At 37.4% G+C, this 14,809-nt stretch carries 16 protein-coding genes and 1 tRNA gene; 11 read left to right on the top strand and 6 right to left on the bottom strand.

Features of this window, described 5'->3' with window-relative positions; translation table 11 throughout:
* Positions 1-7: 7 nt before the first annotated feature.
* A complete protein-coding gene (locus tag GFU89_RS15070; protein ID WP_318847913.1) occupies positions 8-1,462 on the top strand; it encodes a sigma 54-interacting transcriptional regulator in 1,455 nt (484 codons plus the stop codon).
* A 78-nt stretch (positions 1,463-1,540) separates the two neighbouring features.
* Here the strand turns inward: GFU89_RS15070 and GFU89_RS15075 are convergent, their stop codons facing one another.
* The gene (locus GFU89_RS15075; RefSeq protein WP_318847914.1) at positions 1,541-1,948 is read right to left on the bottom strand and encodes an SgcJ/EcaC family oxidoreductase; all 408 of its coding nucleotides are present in this window, start codon (positions 1,946-1,948) and stop codon (positions 1,541-1,543) included.
* A 1-nt stretch (position 1,949) separates the two neighbouring features.
* A complete protein-coding gene (locus GFU89_RS15080; protein WP_318847915.1) occupies positions 1,950-2,198 on the bottom strand; it encodes an FUSC family protein in 249 nt (82 codons plus the stop codon).
* 168 nt (positions 2,199-2,366) lie between these two features.
* Here GFU89_RS15080 and GFU89_RS15085 point away from each other — a divergent pair, with 168 nt between their 5' ends.
* From GFU89_RS15085 to GFU89_RS15130, 10 genes are all read left to right on the top strand, one after another.
* Positions 2,367-3,191, top strand: a complete 825-nt coding sequence (locus GFU89_RS15085; protein WP_318847916.1) for an AraC family transcriptional regulator — start codon at positions 2,367-2,369, stop codon at positions 3,189-3,191.
* Positions 3,192-3,260: 69 nt separating this feature from the next.
* Entirely contained in the window at positions 3,261-4,382 is a 1,122-nt protein-coding gene (locus GFU89_RS15090) for an agmatine deiminase family protein (protein ID WP_318847917.1), read from the top strand.
* 198 nt (positions 4,383-4,580) lie between these two features.
* Entirely contained in the window at positions 4,581-5,525 is a 945-nt protein-coding gene (locus GFU89_RS15095) for a 3',5'-cyclic-nucleotide phosphodiesterase (protein WP_318847918.1), read from the top strand.
* Positions 5,526-5,668: 143 nt separating this feature from the next.
* Positions 5,669-5,998: a metalloregulator ArsR/SmtB family transcription factor gene (locus tag GFU89_RS15100; protein WP_318847919.1), complete on the top strand. Its 330-nt coding sequence runs from the start codon at positions 5,669-5,671 to the stop codon at positions 5,996-5,998.
* A gap of 77 nt (positions 5,999-6,075) precedes the next feature.
* The gene (locus GFU89_RS15105) at positions 6,076-6,552 is read left to right on the top strand and encodes a DUF6428 family protein (RefSeq protein WP_318847920.1); all 477 of its coding nucleotides are present in this window, start codon (positions 6,076-6,078) and stop codon (positions 6,550-6,552) included.
* An 11-nt stretch (positions 6,553-6,563) separates the two neighbouring features.
* A complete protein-coding gene (locus tag GFU89_RS15110) occupies positions 6,564-7,175 on the top strand; it encodes a protein-tyrosine-phosphatase (RefSeq protein WP_318847921.1) in 612 nt (203 codons plus the stop codon).
* A 2-nt stretch (positions 7,176-7,177) separates the two neighbouring features.
* A complete protein-coding gene (gene arsB / locus GFU89_RS15115) occupies positions 7,178-8,209 on the top strand; it encodes an ACR3 family arsenite efflux transporter (RefSeq protein ID WP_318847922.1) in 1,032 nt (343 codons plus the stop codon).
* Positions 8,210-8,251: 42 nt separating this feature from the next.
* A complete protein-coding gene (locus GFU89_RS15120; protein WP_318847923.1) occupies positions 8,252-8,863 on the top strand; it encodes a Crp/Fnr family transcriptional regulator in 612 nt (203 codons plus the stop codon).
* A 103-nt stretch (positions 8,864-8,966) separates the two neighbouring features.
* Positions 8,967-9,641: an NADPH-dependent F420 reductase gene (locus GFU89_RS15125; RefSeq protein WP_318847924.1), complete on the top strand. Its 675-nt coding sequence runs from the start codon at positions 8,967-8,969 to the stop codon at positions 9,639-9,641.
* A gap of 12 nt (positions 9,642-9,653) precedes the next feature.
* Entirely contained in the window at positions 9,654-10,151 is a 498-nt protein-coding gene (locus GFU89_RS15130; RefSeq protein WP_318847925.1) for a nuclear transport factor 2 family protein, read from the top strand.
* Positions 10,152-10,312: 161 nt separating this feature from the next.
* Here GFU89_RS15130 and GFU89_RS15135 read toward each other — a convergent pair whose 3' ends face one another.
* The 4 genes from GFU89_RS15135 to GFU89_RS15150 form a co-directional block, all read right to left on the bottom strand.
* Complete coding sequence (locus GFU89_RS15135) at positions 10,313-13,051, bottom strand: T9SS type A sorting domain-containing protein (RefSeq protein ID WP_318847926.1); 2,739 nt, start codon at positions 13,049-13,051, stop codon at positions 10,313-10,315.
* Positions 13,052-13,511: 460 nt separating this feature from the next.
* Entirely contained in the window at positions 13,512-14,033 is a 522-nt protein-coding gene (locus GFU89_RS15140; protein WP_318847927.1) for an AAA family ATPase, read from the bottom strand.
* Positions 14,034-14,166: 133 nt separating this feature from the next.
* Positions 14,167-14,251: transfer RNA gene (locus GFU89_RS15145), tRNA-Ser, on the bottom strand.
* A 142-nt stretch (positions 14,252-14,393) separates the two neighbouring features.
* The gene (locus GFU89_RS15150; protein WP_318847928.1) at positions 14,394-14,606 is read right to left on the bottom strand and encodes a glyceraldehyde-3-phosphate dehydrogenase; all 213 of its coding nucleotides are present in this window, start codon (positions 14,604-14,606) and stop codon (positions 14,394-14,396) included.
* Between the last annotated feature and the right edge of the window lie 203 nt (positions 14,607-14,809).

The following is a 14,809-nucleotide window of genomic DNA, read 5'->3' on the forward strand; positions in this document are numbered from 1 at the left end:
TAAGAAAATGAAAAACGATATTACATTCAAAGAATTAAAAGACTCCGGTTATACCCATAAAACGATTAATGAGGAAATTCAAGCGAACTTAATTGCCAGGATTAAAGCTAAAGAACCTGTATTTGAAGGGCTTTGGGGCTATGAAGACACCGTAGTTCCCCAATTGAAAAAAGCCATTCTTGCCGGCCACCACATCAATTTACTAGGCTTACGCGGTCAAGCAAAAACAAGAATTGCAAGAAGCATGGTCAATCTTCTTGATGAGTATATGCCTATCGTAAAAGGATCGGAAATCAATGACAGTCCATTCCAGCCAATTTCAAAATATGCCAAAGATCTCATTGAAGAGCTGGGTGATGAAACTCCGATTTCGTGGGTACACCGTTCTCACCGTTTCTATGAAAAACTGGCGACTCCTGATGTGAATGTTGCCGATTTAATTGGTGATATAGACCCCATCAAAGCGGCTACTTTAAAATTACCTTATTCCGACGAGCGCGTTTTACATTACGGAATGATTCCGCGTGCTAACCGTTCTATTTTTGTTTTAAATGAATTACCGGATTTACAGGCAAGAATTCAGGTTTCCCTTTTTAATATTTTGCAGGAAGGAGATATTCAGATCCGTGGATTTCAGTTGAGAATGCCGCTTGACATTCAGTTTGTGTTTACGGCCAATCCGGAAGATTATACCAACAGAGGAAGTATTGTAACGCCATTGAAAGACAGAATCGGGTCACAGATTTTCACCCATTATCCAAAAACAATTGCTCTTGCCCGTCAGATCACAGAACAGGAAGCATTGATTTCTGCTGAAGACAAAGCACAGATACAGATTCCTGACCTGGCGAAAGATCTTTTGGAGGAAGTTGCTTTTGCTGCGCGAATCAGTGAATATGTAGATGCAAAAAGTGGTGTCAGTGCCCGTCTGACGATCAGTGCTATGGAGAATTTAATTGCAGCAGCCAAATTACGTTTGATAGAATCCGGAGCAGAACGAACTACTGTCCGTTTGCTTGATTTCATGTCCATTATCCCATCCATCACAGGGAAAATTGAACTGGTATATGAAGGAGAACAGGAAGGTGCTGATTATGTTGCCAAAATATTGATTGACAAAGCGGTTATGACTCAATTTGAAAGTCTGTTCCCGCGCATTTCCAAGCTTGAAAAAGAAGGCATCAAAACTCCTTATACCGACCTGATCAGATGGTTCAATAAAAATCATTTGGAACTTAATTATAATGATACGGATGAAGAATTTTATGCTAAACTCGATGGGATAACTCCTCTCGCTGCCGTAGTGGAAGAAAATACGTCTGAACTGAGTCCGGAAGATCAGAATTTCTGTAAAGAATTAGTATTATGGGCATTGACGATCAATAATAAAATTGATAAGTCTGAAAATCAAAATGCTTTTACTTTTGATTCACCTGGAATTGGTCAGTTTTTGCGAAACTAGATCCGTTAATAAGCCAACAGATTAAAAATAAAACCTTCAGAGCTAATCTGAAGGTTTTTTATTTATTTTCGAAAGGCTTTACACCATATTATCATTTTTAAGTATAGCAGAACCAAAAGGATTGTCAACCAGCCACAGCCATTCTCCATCTTCATTTTTTTTCATGATGCAGGAAGTATGACCCGTCATATGTATAGGGTGCCCGTCCGGAGCAGTTCCTGTCATTTCCCACTGATCAAGCCACATCGCAAGATCATTTACAACGGTCACATGGGGAGCTTCTCCTTGTATATCCAGGTGTAATCTGCAGATCTCATTCATTGCCATACTTATCTGTTCAAGACCTCTCAGCTCTCTCCCATCTCTATCAATGTAAACTGCTTCAGGATGGAAACAGCCCAATGCTCCTGCCGCATCTCCATTTTTTATACAATGACGGAAATAGGCTACTGCTCCCGCTTCTGTTTGTCTGTTAAAGTCCTGCATTTTATTTTAAATTTCTCGAGTTTAGTTCTTCTTCTAACTGCTTTTTGTTTTTATTCCAGCGGCTAGCGATAGAACCTACAAAAAATAAGGGCAAAACGGTCAGAAATCCGAAACCGCCAGTTATGGTGCTGTAAATCGAAATACCTACCATTACTCCAAGAAGTACAGCGTTGAGAATATTATTGGATTTGATTTCTTTTTTCTTTTTTAATAATTCATGGTCGGTTAATTCTGACAATTCTTTTTCCATGGTTTTATTTCAAGTTTTTGGGTTATTTTTTGTTTTTAAAATGGCAAAAATTGTGGTTTCCGGATTTATTTTTACCGAAAGCTAAAGTACAATATTGTGAAGACATTTTTTTATTTCTTTTATTTGTAATGTATTTCAGACCTCTTATTTCTGAAAATTTCAAAGCTTATGGAAGACAACCTGAACTGTATTTACAAAGTCATCAATTTCATGGAAAAGAATTATGACCAAGCCGTCTCTGTAAAGGAACTGGAAGAAATTTCCAATTATTCTTACCGGAATATCCAGCGCATTTTTAAGTACAGCTGCGGAGAAACCATAGGTGCTTTCCAACAAAGACTGAAGGTAGAAAATGCCTATAAGCGGATTCTTTATACCCAGGAAAATCTCACCACAATTGCTATTGAAGTAGGATTTGCCAATATTGCTTCTTTTTCGAAGGCTTTTAAACAGCATTTCGGAATTTCTCCAAAAGCAGCAAGATTAAGTAAGGAACAGCTTCTTTGTGAAGATGAGATTATTCCGGTAACATCTGATGTATTGCTGGAACCGGAAATTGTATATCTCAAACCGCTGCAGGTGTACTACCAAAGTATTAAAACGTATTATAACAATGATGAAATTGAAGTATTGTGGGAAAACTTCATGCAAAACGATTTTCCTGACTCCAAAACAGAATATTTTGGAGTTATAGCAGACGAACCATTGATTAAAACGGAAATCAACTGCCGGTATGATGCATGTGCTTCTGTACAGTCAGGAAACAAGAAACTACCTTCAAAAACAATATTCGGGGGTAAATATGCCCGTTTTAGCCATACCGGCAGCTATGAAACTATAGATGAAACCTACACTAAAATCTATTCCCGGTGGATCTTTAATTCCGGTCTTGAATTTTCGCACTCTCCTATTATAGAAAAATACGAAAGGCATGCTGAACAGAATGATAATCAGGAAGAACAACTTATGTATATTTTACTGCCTTTGAAGTAAGTTGTCAATTTGGGACAAGTTTTCACATTTTTATCGATCTAATTTTGCCCTGTTAAAAATAGATCAATTATGCAAAAAAAGAAAATCATGTTCCTGTTATTACCAGCTCTTTTACTGTCCTGCTCTCAGACAGACCCGGTAGAAACTCCAGATGCAGCAAATACTGGAACTGTAGTTTACAAAATGCCGGAAGAATCTGCTCCACACGAAGGAACCTGGCTTCAATGGCCCCACCAGTATCAGTATGGAACAACTTACCGCAACCGATTGGATGCAACCTGGGTAGCCATGACCAAAGAACTTGTACAGAGTGAAAAAGTTCATATCATCGCTTATGACGGTACAGAAAAAGCTCGTATTACAGGGTTACTAAACAGTGCCGGAGTTCCTCTTACCAATATCAATTTCAAACTTTATCAGACAGATGATTTCTGGGTAAGAGATAACGGTCCTATTTATGTAAAGGATCAGAATGGCCAGTTATTCATTCAGGATTGGGGATTTAATGGCTGGGGTGACAAAGCTGATTATAGCAGATGTAATGCAATTCCTTCAAAAATAGCTTCAGATACCAATGTTCCTAAAATCAACCTCAACTCTGTGATGATCAATGAAGGCGGAAGTGTGGAAATTGATGGAAACGGAGTGTTGATGGCCTGTAAAAGCTCCATCCTTAATAACAATAGAAATCCGGGGATGACCCAACAGCAGGCAGAAGCCATATTCAAAAAAAATTTAGGAGTCACTAAATTTATCTGGCTGAATGGAAAAGCAGGTCTTGATATCACCGATATGCACATTGACGGTTTTGCCCGGTTTGCAAATTCGTCTACGATGATCACTATGAATCCTGATGATTTAAACTACTGGCAGGTTCCTGATGGCGACATTGATAAATTATATGATGCTACCACGAAAAACGGTACTCCTTATCAGTTTGTAAAAGTTCCATTGACCAGAAATGATGTGATAACCACTTACGGAAAAAATGTAGGCCGTGCTTCTTACATCAATTATTATATTGCGAATAACCGTGTATTGGTGCCTAATTATAATGATCCAAATGATGCCGTTGCCAACAATATTATCCAAAAGCTGTATCCCGGTAAACAGGTTGTTGGAATAGACTGCCGTAACTTATTTGCCAATGGCGGAATGGTACACTGTGTAACGCAGCAGCAACCGCAATAAAATAATCTTCCCAATAGATAAAGTCTGCTGATTATTCAGCGGGCTTTATTCATTTATATTGAAATACCGTTGAGCCAGACTTTTAAATACTTAACCTGATTATGCACCATTTCTTAATACAACAGAAAGGCAATCGCCAAAAAATAGCGTAAATTTGCTCTGTCCATCAAGTAAAGGATGGTTTCCAGTTTAAGTATTATGAAAAAAACAGCAGTTTCTTTATTGGCCCTACTTCTGAATATTGTTTGTCAGGCACAAAATTTTGATGTCATTCCCTTAGGGATCTATGGTGGAGAGCAGGAAGACAATTTATCAGCCTATCTGGTAGGTGCTCCGAAAGACAATGCATTTCTCTGCCTTGATGCCGGTACTGTAAATGCAGGAATACGAAAAGCTATTCAACTGAAAAGTCTTGACGGATCTGCAGAAACAGTCCTGAAAGATCAGATAAAAGGATATTTTGTATCTCATGGGCATTTGGATCATTTATCAGGATTAATCATCAATTCTCCGGCAGATTCTAAAAAGGATATTTTCGCTATAGCTCCTGTGATTCAGATTTTGCAAAATCATTACTTTATCACAGATACCTGGATTAATTTTGCCGATCAGGGCCAAAAACCGATCCTTGGAAAATATCATTATAATGAACTTCAGGTAGGAACTGAAATCCCTGCACCTAAAACTCCGTTTTTTATAACAGGCTATGAACTGAGCCATGTAAACCCTTATAAAAGCAGTGCTGCACTGGTAAGAAGAGATGATCACTATCTGCTTTATCTGGGTGACACTGGTGCTGACCGCATTGAAAAGTCTGACCGTCTTGATCATCTTTGGAGTACAATAGCTCCACTTGTTAAAAAAGGACAGCTAAACACAATACTCATTGAAGTTTCATTCCCAAACAGCCAGCCTGAGCATTTACTGTTTGGCCACCTTACTCCTAATCTGCTTATTGAAGAACTGAGCAAACTGAAAGAAAAAACCGGACAAAACAGCCTTGAGGGACTTAGCATAGTAGTTACGCATAGAAAACCAACAGGAGATAATCCTGAACTTATCAAAAAAGAGCTATTGAAAAACAATCCTTTAAAAGTAAATTATATTTTCCCGGAACAAGGTAAAAAGATTAGTTTACCATAACAACAGATAAAAAGATGAAGCAGAAATAAGCTTCATCTTTTTTGTCTCATATTTCAACTCATCGAATTCTATTCATAAAAAAATAACATTTTTTTTGTCTTATTAATTTAATATCGTAATATTGCAATATTAAAATCAAAATAATGGGAGTTACTAAAACAGAAATCTACACTGAAGAGCAGAACAGATTGTCTTCTCTTTTTAAAGTTTTGGGGCATCCTGCCAGAATAGCAATTTTACAGTATATCATCAATCAAAAGGCATGCATTTGTAATGATCTGGTTGAAGAACTTGGTTTAGCTCAGGCTACCATCTCTCAACATTTAAAAGAACTGAAAAATATTAATATCATTAAAGGCTCAATTGAAGGAAAATCTATTTGCTACTGCATTAATGAAAGTATATGGAAGCAGATTCAAAATGAATTCAACCTGTTTTTTAATCAGGATGTCAATATAAAACAATGCTGTTAAAGCATTTTTTTAATCAAAATCATCGTAATATTGCAATATAACATTGAAAAATTTAACATCTAAAATTTAATCTTATTATGAAATTATCCGAAGTCAAAGAAATTCTGCTTACCCTTGAAAATGTGGAATTTCAATTAGAAAACGGCACTTTTGTTCCTGAGCATTTCCATGTAACAGAAATAGGTCAGGTAATGAAAAGCTTTATCGATTGTGGGGGTGTAATTCGCAATGAAAAAGCTATCAACTTCCAACTGTGGAATGCTGACGACTACGAACACCGATTGAAGCCTGGTAAATTGCTGCACATTATCAAGCTTTCAGAGGAAAAATTAGGAATAGAAAATTCAGACATTGAGGTTGAGTATCAAAATGAAACAATCGGTAAATATGATTTGGATTTCAATGGTAAAACCTTTGTTTTAAAAAACAAGACCACAACCTGCCTTGCTCAGGAATCTTGTGGAATTTCGTCTGACAAACAAAAGAAAAATCTATCTGAATTAATGGTAAATCAATCATCTTGCTGCACACCGGCTTCAGGTTGCTGCTCATAAAACAGGAAATTATGCTTCAAAAATTATTAAACACAATCCAATCTTTACATTGGACAGAAATAACCACAGATCGAAGAAAAGTACTTCAGCCACTAATGGATTTTATCCAGAAAAAAGTAACTGAGGATGAAGAAATCAATCTAAACTTTATCTGTACCCACAATTCACGTCGAAGCCATTTAGCTCAGATATGGGCGCAAGCGGCGGCGGCTTATTTTACAATTCCTAGAGTTCATTGTTATTCCGGAGGAACGGAAATAACAGCTTTATTTCCTAAGATTGCGGAAACCTTGACTGAGCAGGGTTTTGCGGTTTTCAGCCTGGCTGAAACAGACAATCCTGTGTATGCTGTAAAATATGATAACAATAGCATGCCTGTCATTGGTTTTTCCAAAAAATATGATAGCCACTTCAATCCTATTTCAGGATTTGCTGCAATCATGACGTGTTCACAGGCAGATGGTGGATGTCCGTTTATACCGGGTGCAGAGAAAAGAATTCCGATTACGTTTGAAGATCCTAAGCTTTCAGACAATACTCCGGAACAAACCGTCATATACGCTGAGAGAAGCTTACAGGTTGCCACAGAAATGTTTTATGTTTTTTCAAAAATCAGAAAGTAATCATGAAGCCACGATTGAAATTTCATGATAACTATCTTACTTTATGGATATTTCTGGCGATGGGCACAGGTATTGGTCTAGGACGTATCTTCCCTGCCATCCCTGATATGATCAATTCATTATCCGTAGGTACTACTAATATTCCATTGGCAGCAGGGCTTATTCTGATGATGTATCCACCACTGGCTAAGGTTGATTACTCTCTTTTACCATTGGTATTTAAAGATAAAAAAGTAATAGGTATTTCCTTATTTCTCAACTGGATCATCGGACCGGTTCTGATGTTTATTTTGGCAATTCTCTTTTTAAGAGATGAACCAGATTATATGACAGGTCTGATACTGATAGGTCTGGCAAGATGTATTGCAATGGTCATCGTATGGAATGATCTCGCCGGGGGCAACAGAGAATATGCAACCTTATTGGTTGCTTTAAACAGTATTTTTCAGGTATTTACTTATAGCTTTATGATCTGGCTGTTTACTACAATACTACCCCATCAGCTGGGTCTCACCAGTTTTAATGTAAGTATCTCTATGAAAGATATTATAGAAAGTGTACTCGTTTACCTGGGAATTCCTTTTTTAGCAGGTTTTTTCACCCGTTATTTCTTGATAAAATCAAAAGGTACAGCATGGTACAACACAAAATTTATACCTCAGATATCTCCTGTTACCTTATTTGCGCTGCTATTTACCATCGTATTGATGTTTAGCTTAAAAGGGTCTAAAATATTGGAGCTACCCATCGTTGTGGTAAAAGTAGCAATTCCGTTAATCATCTACTTTGTTTTGATGTTCTTTGTAAGCTTTCTTATCAACAAATCATTAAAAATTCCTTATGATAAAAATGCTTCCATTTCCTTTACCGCTACGGGAAACAATTTTGAACTGGCTATTGCGGTTGCTATTTCTGTATTCGGTCTTCATTCTCCACAGGCTTTTGTAGGAGTAATTGGCCCTCTTGTAGAAGTTCCTGTACTCATATTACTAGTAAGAGCAAGCTTGTACATGAAAAAGAGATGGTATTCCTAAAGTAAATACCTCATCACAGCTATACTGTCTCATTTTGTATATTTGAATAGTAATAACACCCATCATTTGGAAAATATCATCAATCATTTTAAAAAGTATCTTCCTTTAAACAATGAAGAAATACAGGCTTTGAAAGACCGTGTAACAGAAAGGAAAATTAAACGCAGACAGTTTCTTTTGCAGGAAGGAGATGTATGCAAGTATTTTACGTACGTGCAAAGCGGCTGCTTCAAAATGTATGGTGTGGATGATAAGGGTGTGGAGCATAATCTTGCTTTTGCAACAGAAGATGACTGGATTTCAGATATTGGCAGTCTTCACAAAGAAATATCTTCCAAACTGTTTATTGAAGCCATTGAGCCATCGGTAGTGTTGCAGATTTCCAAAGGGGATTTATGGTTTTTATATACCAATTATCCAAAATTTGACAGAAATTTTCGTGTAATTATTGAAAATAAATACATTGAACTTCAGGACCGCTTATTACAAACATTCAGTACCACTGCTCTGGAACGGTATGAAAGTTTTATCAGTCAATATCCTCATTTAGCAAACAGACTACCTAATACACAAATCGCTTCCTATCTAGGTATTACTGCCGAATTTTTGAGTAAAATAAAGAACGAACGATTTAAAAAATACCTGTACCCTTAATCTATATTAAGGGTATTTCTTATCCTATCTTATAGGCAGCAAATAACAGTTCATTGCAACTTTGTAAAGTCAATATTGACAAACAATTTTTTAAAACAAAGCAATGAACACAAAAAATCCAAAAACAAAAATTGCCATTATAGGCTTAGGAAATATCGGCAAAGCTATTGCCGCTAATCTTGTAAAAGGCAGCCATCCGGTTATCGTATCCTCAAGAGAAATTGAAAAGGCGAAAATCTTTGCTGGAGAACTGGGTGATCTTGCCAGTGCGGAAGAAATTTCCACGGCAATTGATCAAGCAGATGTGATTATTCCTTCAATTTATTTTGATAAGATCAAAGAGTTTCTAAAACAATATGCTGAAGAACTGAAGGGGAAAATTATCGTAGATGTCTCTAATCCTATTGCCCCGGATGAAAACGGAGGATTTAAAAAGATTATTGATAAAGATACTTCTGCCGGCCAGATTCTTTTACCTTTAATTCCAAAAGATGCAAGCTTTATCAAAGCATTCGGAACATTGGGAGCTGCCTCTTTATCTGGAGCTGCATTTTCAGAACCTGAAAGAAAAGTTCTTTTCTACGCTTCAGACAGTATCAACAGCAATAAATATGTTGAAGAATTGATTACCGACAGCGGTTTTGAACCACTGCACATAGGAAGCATCAATCAGTCTATCCGCATTGAAGTATTTGGTGACCTGCATGAATATGGTAGATTGGGTAAAACGGTAACCCTAGAGGAAGCCAAAAACGCCCTTAACCCAACCAAAGAATAAAACGTTTGCTTTATGAAAGGAATCACCACATTAGCAGCACTGTTATTAATTTTAACAGCCTGTCAAAAGGCAACAAAGCAGAAACAAAATAATTCAACAACCATTAATTCGGCAACAATGGAAAATAAAACAGCAAAAATAGAAATAGAAAAATCATTAGGCATTTACTTTGATGCCCTGAACAAATCGAATGTAGAACAGGCAGTTAGCCAATATACATCTGATGGTATTTTTATGCCAACCGGACTGTCGACCGCAGCAGGAACAGCAGAACTTACAACGGCCTATGAAAATGTATTCAAGGCTATCCAGCTTAATGTAACGTTCAAGATTGAAGAAATTGTATTATCGGATGATAGTACTGCATTTGTCCGTACGCAATCAAACGGAACACAGCTTATACATGCCAACAATCAGAAAACGGAAGAATTAAACAGAGAATTTTTCCTGATGAAAAATGAAAACGGGAGTTGGAAAATTTCGCGGTATATGTTTAATCAGCCCAAGTAATATTGATTTGTACATTGGGATAATAAGATATACTTTAATACAATAAGCCTCGAATCAAATGATTCAAGGCTTATTTTGTGGAGATTCCATTATTTACCCGATGAGCTTTCCTAAGAGCATTATTCTGGTAAATTCTTTACTGAATTTCTGTAATGATATGCTTAGCGTTTGATTACTTTTACAGTTTTTACAGTATCATTCTCCGAATGTACTATCACCTGATAAACACCTGGTAACAGAGTAGAAAAGTCAACTGTTCCTTTAGTATCATTAATTGCTTTGGTAAGTACCTGTTTTCCGGCTGTATTGTAAACCATTACTGAAAGAATTTTCTGATCCAATGAGACTGTCAGGACATCATATACCGGATTTGGATAGACTTTCAGCTGTTCTGCCTTTGTTGGAGCTAAACTTTTCCTTGCTGAAACTACATCAACCACTACATTACTTGCAGGACAGCCAACAGGCGTAAAAATTGTCCTTTGAATATCTGTGCCATCAGGGATCTGTCCTTCACTATTATAACCAGAGATCGCTAAAAGTCCATTAGTATTTATAGCCAGTGTATTTTGACCTCCTGCTGAGATACTTTGCCAGTCGGTGGCAGTTGCAATAAGCATTGGGGTAGATCTGTGCGCTGTAAAGCCGTCTCCTAATTGTCCTGAGGCATTATATCCCCATGTCCAAAGCGTTCCATCTGTTTTTATCGCTATAGTGGACCCATTAGTACCACTGCTAAAATTTCGCCAATCTGTTGCGGTTCCTACTTGTATAGGTAGGGTTTTATTCACTGTTGTGCCATCTCCCAATTGTCCCCATCTATTATCTCCCCAGGCCCAGATTGTTCCATCTGTTTTGATTCCCATGGAATGAATTCTTCCTCCATCAATAGTTTTCCAATTCGTAGCTGTTCCTATTTGTACAGGTAAGGTTTTATTTACTATTGTGCCATCTCCTAATTGTCCGCTCTTATTATCCCCCCAGGCCCAAAGCGTTCCATCTGTTTTTATGGCAAGAGTATGATTGCCTTTGGATGCTACACTTAGCCAGTCTGTTGCGGTTCCTATCTGTATAGGTAAGGTTTTATTTACTGTTGTGCCATCTCCTAATTGCCCACTCTTATTATTTCCCCAAGCCCAAAGGGTACCATCAGATTTTATAGCTGCCATATTACCATCTCCAGTTGCCATATTTACCCAGTCTGCATCTGTTCCTAGTTGTATTGGAGCCGTCCTCTGGGTTGTAGTTCCATCACCTAATTGCCCGTTATAATTCCAACCCCATGTCCAAAGGGTTCCATCTGCTTTTATGCCTGCTGAATAAGAAAGCCCGGCAGCTATTTTCACCCAGTTATCAGAGGTTCCTATTTGTGTGGGAATATTTCTGTTTACAGTAGTTCCATCACCCAACGCTCCATCAGAGTTATCTCCCCAGCCCCATAATGTTCCGTCTGTTTTTAATCCTATGGAATGATAAAGACCGGCACTCACCTTTTGCCAACAGCCGGGTTCAGTGGAAGGAAGTGTAGTAAAAGAACCTCCAGACAGCCAAACTGCCTGGCTAAATCCGCAATCAGAAGCCACCCACCAATAGTAAGTGGTGGCAGGCAGTAAATTGGTTAAATTTACCGTTGTAGAAGTAGTAGTTCCATTATTTCCACTCATTGCAGGATTTGTGCTATACATGTACAAATAACCTATACCAGGCGCTTGAGTGGCTGCCGTCCAGGTAATAGTAGCTGTTGCAGAAGTAATATTAGCTGTTGAAAATTGTGTTGGAGGAATACAAACTTCAGGACAGGCAATAGCGACAAACGTATCTTTCTCAACATTAGTACCATCTCCTAACTGACCTAAACTATTTTGCCCGCAAGATTTAAAAGTACCGTCAATATTCTTTACAAGAACATGATTTTTTCCAACATAAATCTGAAGATTGTCTGAAGAAGAACCTACTTGTATAGGTGGTAATGCGGCATTTGTTGTATCAGTTCCATTTCCAAGTTGTCCAAAAGCATTATATCCCCATGACCAAAGAGTTCCATCTGTCTTTGTTGCAAATGCAGCCCCATTTTTAGCCCCTATATATAGCCAGTTAGTTTCCGTTCCTATTTGAGTCGGAACTTTTTTTGAAAGGTTAGTTCCATCACCTAATTGCCCATAAATATTCTGACCCCATGCCCAAAGGGTACCATCTGTTTTTAGACCTAGTGAATAATTATCTGAAGCATCAACGCTTTTCCAATTCGTATCTGCTCCTATTTGCGTGGGAACTTTTTTTGAAAGGTTTGTTCCATCTCCATATTGTCCGGAACTATTAGAGCCCCATGCCCATAGTGTCCCATCTGTTTTTATTCCTAATACATACTTATAGCCGGTATCAACGCTTTGCCAGTCTGTACCTGTTCCGAGTTGTGTTGGGATTTTTTTTGTAGCGGTAGTCCCATCTCCCAATTGCCCGGAATCGTTACGTCCCCATGTCCATAATGTTCCATCTGTTTTTATTCCTACCGAAAAGTCTTCCCCTATGCTGACACTTTTCCAATTCGTATCTGTTCCAATCTGTGTTGGGATATTTTTTGTAGCGGTAGTTCCATCTCCCAGCTGTCCATATTCGTTACGTCCCCATGCCCACAATGTTCCGTTATTTTTAATGGCGAAAGTCTGGTAACCTCCGGCACTGATAATTTTCCAATCTGTAACTTTTCCTATTCGGCGTGGTGCATTTCTGCCCATTGAGGTTCCGTCACCTAGCTCTCCTGAAAAATTAGTTCCCCATCCCCACAATGATCCGTCTGTTTTGATTCCTACTGAATGTTCATTTCCAGCACTGAGACTTTGCCAACATTGAGCAAAGGTGTGCAAACTAATGAATACACATAATAAAAGTATTTTTCTCATATTTTAATTTTCATGATATTTTCCTACTCATATAGCTTTTCGGTTCCGCTTCGTTTACATGGTTTCCAAACTCCATACAATAAGTCATCTGAATACCAACAATTCTTCAGAATCAAATAAATTCATAGAGAAACAGAAATGTTAATCAATGAATAAGCATTGATTTTAAAAAGAATTTTGCAGATGTTACTTGTAGCCCTGAAGAAATTTTGAGGACTTACTGTTGTTTTAAGTTACAGGAAAAAAAAGAGTGTGGTATTTGTAAAAACAAATACAGTGTAGTTCTGTTCATTTTCATGGTTTAATTAGTTTTTGAGGAAACAACATTATCAGTTATGATAATTTTTATGCTGTTGGTTACAAAAGTAGATTTTTATGATGAAACCCGAAATAGCATTTATGAATATTTTCAGCAAGGTCAGAATGCTATCGTTTCTACGTCCATAAAGATACAAGCTATCTATTTTTCCAGATTGATTATTTTATCCAATATTTGCTTTTTTCTGTTAGCTAGAGTTCCTGTTACTACTAGAATTTCATTGCTAAAATCTCCAATCCAGTCTAGCAAAATATCATTGACTTCGTGTCTTAGATCAGGCAAATCTGATTCCTGACAGATTATTATATCGACAGTTTCTATGGGCACAAAAACCAAGAGGTCAATCCCAGCAATTGCGTTGGTCATTTCTTCGTAGAGAGCAGATATATTTTTCTTTTTGTTTATTGCATAAATGTACGCCAGCAGGTCTAACGGGCAACGGTCAAAAATCACGTTGTCATCACTATTTCTTATTTGTTCTACAGAAAAATTGAATTGTTCAATGTAATCATCCGAAGTTGGTATTTCTGAAAACAAATATCCTTGCTCTTCAAGTTGAAGATAAGGCTCATTTATAAATTCATAGTCAGGTAAACTTTCAGCTATTTCCTCCGCCAAAGTTGTTTTTCCGACTCTATGTGAACCTGTAAAAGCTATTCGCATACTTTTAGTTTTAAAAAATTAAATTATTTTATTTTGTCCCACTTAAAGATATAGCTTTGCTCCAATAAATTTCTTCGGTTAATTTACAAAACAAAAAATCCTGTACGAATATCGTACAGGATTCACTTTTTTGCGGAGAGAGAGGGATTCGAACCCCCGGACCTGTTACAGTCAATAGTTTTCAAGACTATCGCAATCGACCACTCTGCCATCTCTCCTTAAACTCCGGCTATACCGTTGTTTTCAGTGGTGCAAATATAGAACGATTTTTAATTTCTGCAAAACTTTTGCCACATAAATTTTAACAAAACTTAATAATAGACTAGAAATCAAGGGAATTATTTTCACCGAACACATCACCTATTCTCTGTCTACGATTGTAATGAAGCTGTTTTTTAAAAAATCGGATGGATATACAAACTGATCCCCGTCTTCTCCTTTTACCACAATAGCACCCTGCTCATCGTTCAGGCATTTGTCTAGCTGGCTTTTCAGATCATTAAGTTTTCCGGCGGGAGCCTCAATGATGTAGGTTCCGGTAACGTGCGTTATTTTGATGACTTTTGTTTCCATTTTTGTTTTCGATTAGAAGCTAAATTTAGGAATTTTACTCCAGGTAGGAATATTTTTCAGGAAGATAAACAACTTGCCCTTAAACGAGTATACAAGAAGAGCCAAATTGTTTTTTCACCAGGTACCATCAAAAAATCCTTTATCCCCTTTATAAAGTAGAACACCTTCCAAAGTGGCTGAAGACCGTACATGCACCCTCCAGG

This window comes from Chryseobacterium sp. JV558, from assembly GCF_033712365.1.
In the GTDB taxonomy this organism is placed as follows: domain Bacteria; phylum Bacteroidota; class Bacteroidia; order Flavobacteriales; family Weeksellaceae; genus Chryseobacterium.

Bases quoted from the DNA above. Each gene is read 5' to 3' on its own strand.
- arsB (WP_318847922.1), top strand. From the start codon at position 7,178: ATGAAGCCACGATTGAAATTTCATGATAACTATCTTACTTTATGGATA.
- GFU89_RS15140 (WP_318847927.1), bottom strand. From the start codon at position 14,033: ATGCGAATAGCTTTTACAGGTTCACATAGAGTCGGAAAAACAACTTTG.
- GFU89_RS15150 (WP_318847928.1), bottom strand. From the start codon at position 14,606: ATGGAAACAAAAGTCATCAAAATAACGCACGTTACCGGAACCTACATC.
- GFU89_RS15095 (WP_318847918.1), top strand. From the start codon at position 4,581: ATGAAAAAAACAGCAGTTTCTTTATTGGCCCTACTTCTGAATATTGTT.
- GFU89_RS15090 (WP_318847917.1), top strand. From the start codon at position 3,261: ATGCAAAAAAAGAAAATCATGTTCCTGTTATTACCAGCTCTTTTACTG.
- GFU89_RS15105 (WP_318847920.1), top strand. From the start codon at position 6,076: ATGAAATTATCCGAAGTCAAAGAAATTCTGCTTACCCTTGAAAATGTG.
- GFU89_RS15085 (WP_318847916.1), top strand. From the start codon at position 2,367: ATGGAAGACAACCTGAACTGTATTTACAAAGTCATCAATTTCATGGAA.
- GFU89_RS15080 (WP_318847915.1), bottom strand. From the start codon at position 2,198: ATGGAAAAAGAATTGTCAGAATTAACCGACCATGAATTATTAAAAAAG.
- GFU89_RS15130 (WP_318847925.1), top strand. From the start codon at position 9,654: ATGAAAGGAATCACCACATTAGCAGCACTGTTATTAATTTTAACAGCC.
- GFU89_RS15100 (WP_318847919.1), top strand. From the start codon at position 5,669: ATGGGAGTTACTAAAACAGAAATCTACACTGAAGAGCAGAACAGATTG.
- GFU89_RS15135 (WP_318847926.1), bottom strand. From the start codon at position 13,051: ATGAGAAAAATACTTTTATTATGTGTATTCATTAGTTTGCACACCTTT.
- GFU89_RS15070 (WP_318847913.1), top strand. From the start codon at position 8: ATGAAAAACGATATTACATTCAAAGAATTAAAAGACTCCGGTTATACC.
- GFU89_RS15125 (WP_318847924.1), top strand. From the start codon at position 8,967: ATGAACACAAAAAATCCAAAAACAAAAATTGCCATTATAGGCTTAGGA.
- GFU89_RS15110 (WP_318847921.1), top strand. From the start codon at position 6,564: ATGCTTCAAAAATTATTAAACACAATCCAATCTTTACATTGGACAGAA.
- GFU89_RS15075 (WP_318847914.1), bottom strand. From the start codon at position 1,948: ATGCAGGACTTTAACAGACAAACAGAAGCGGGAGCAGTAGCCTATTTC.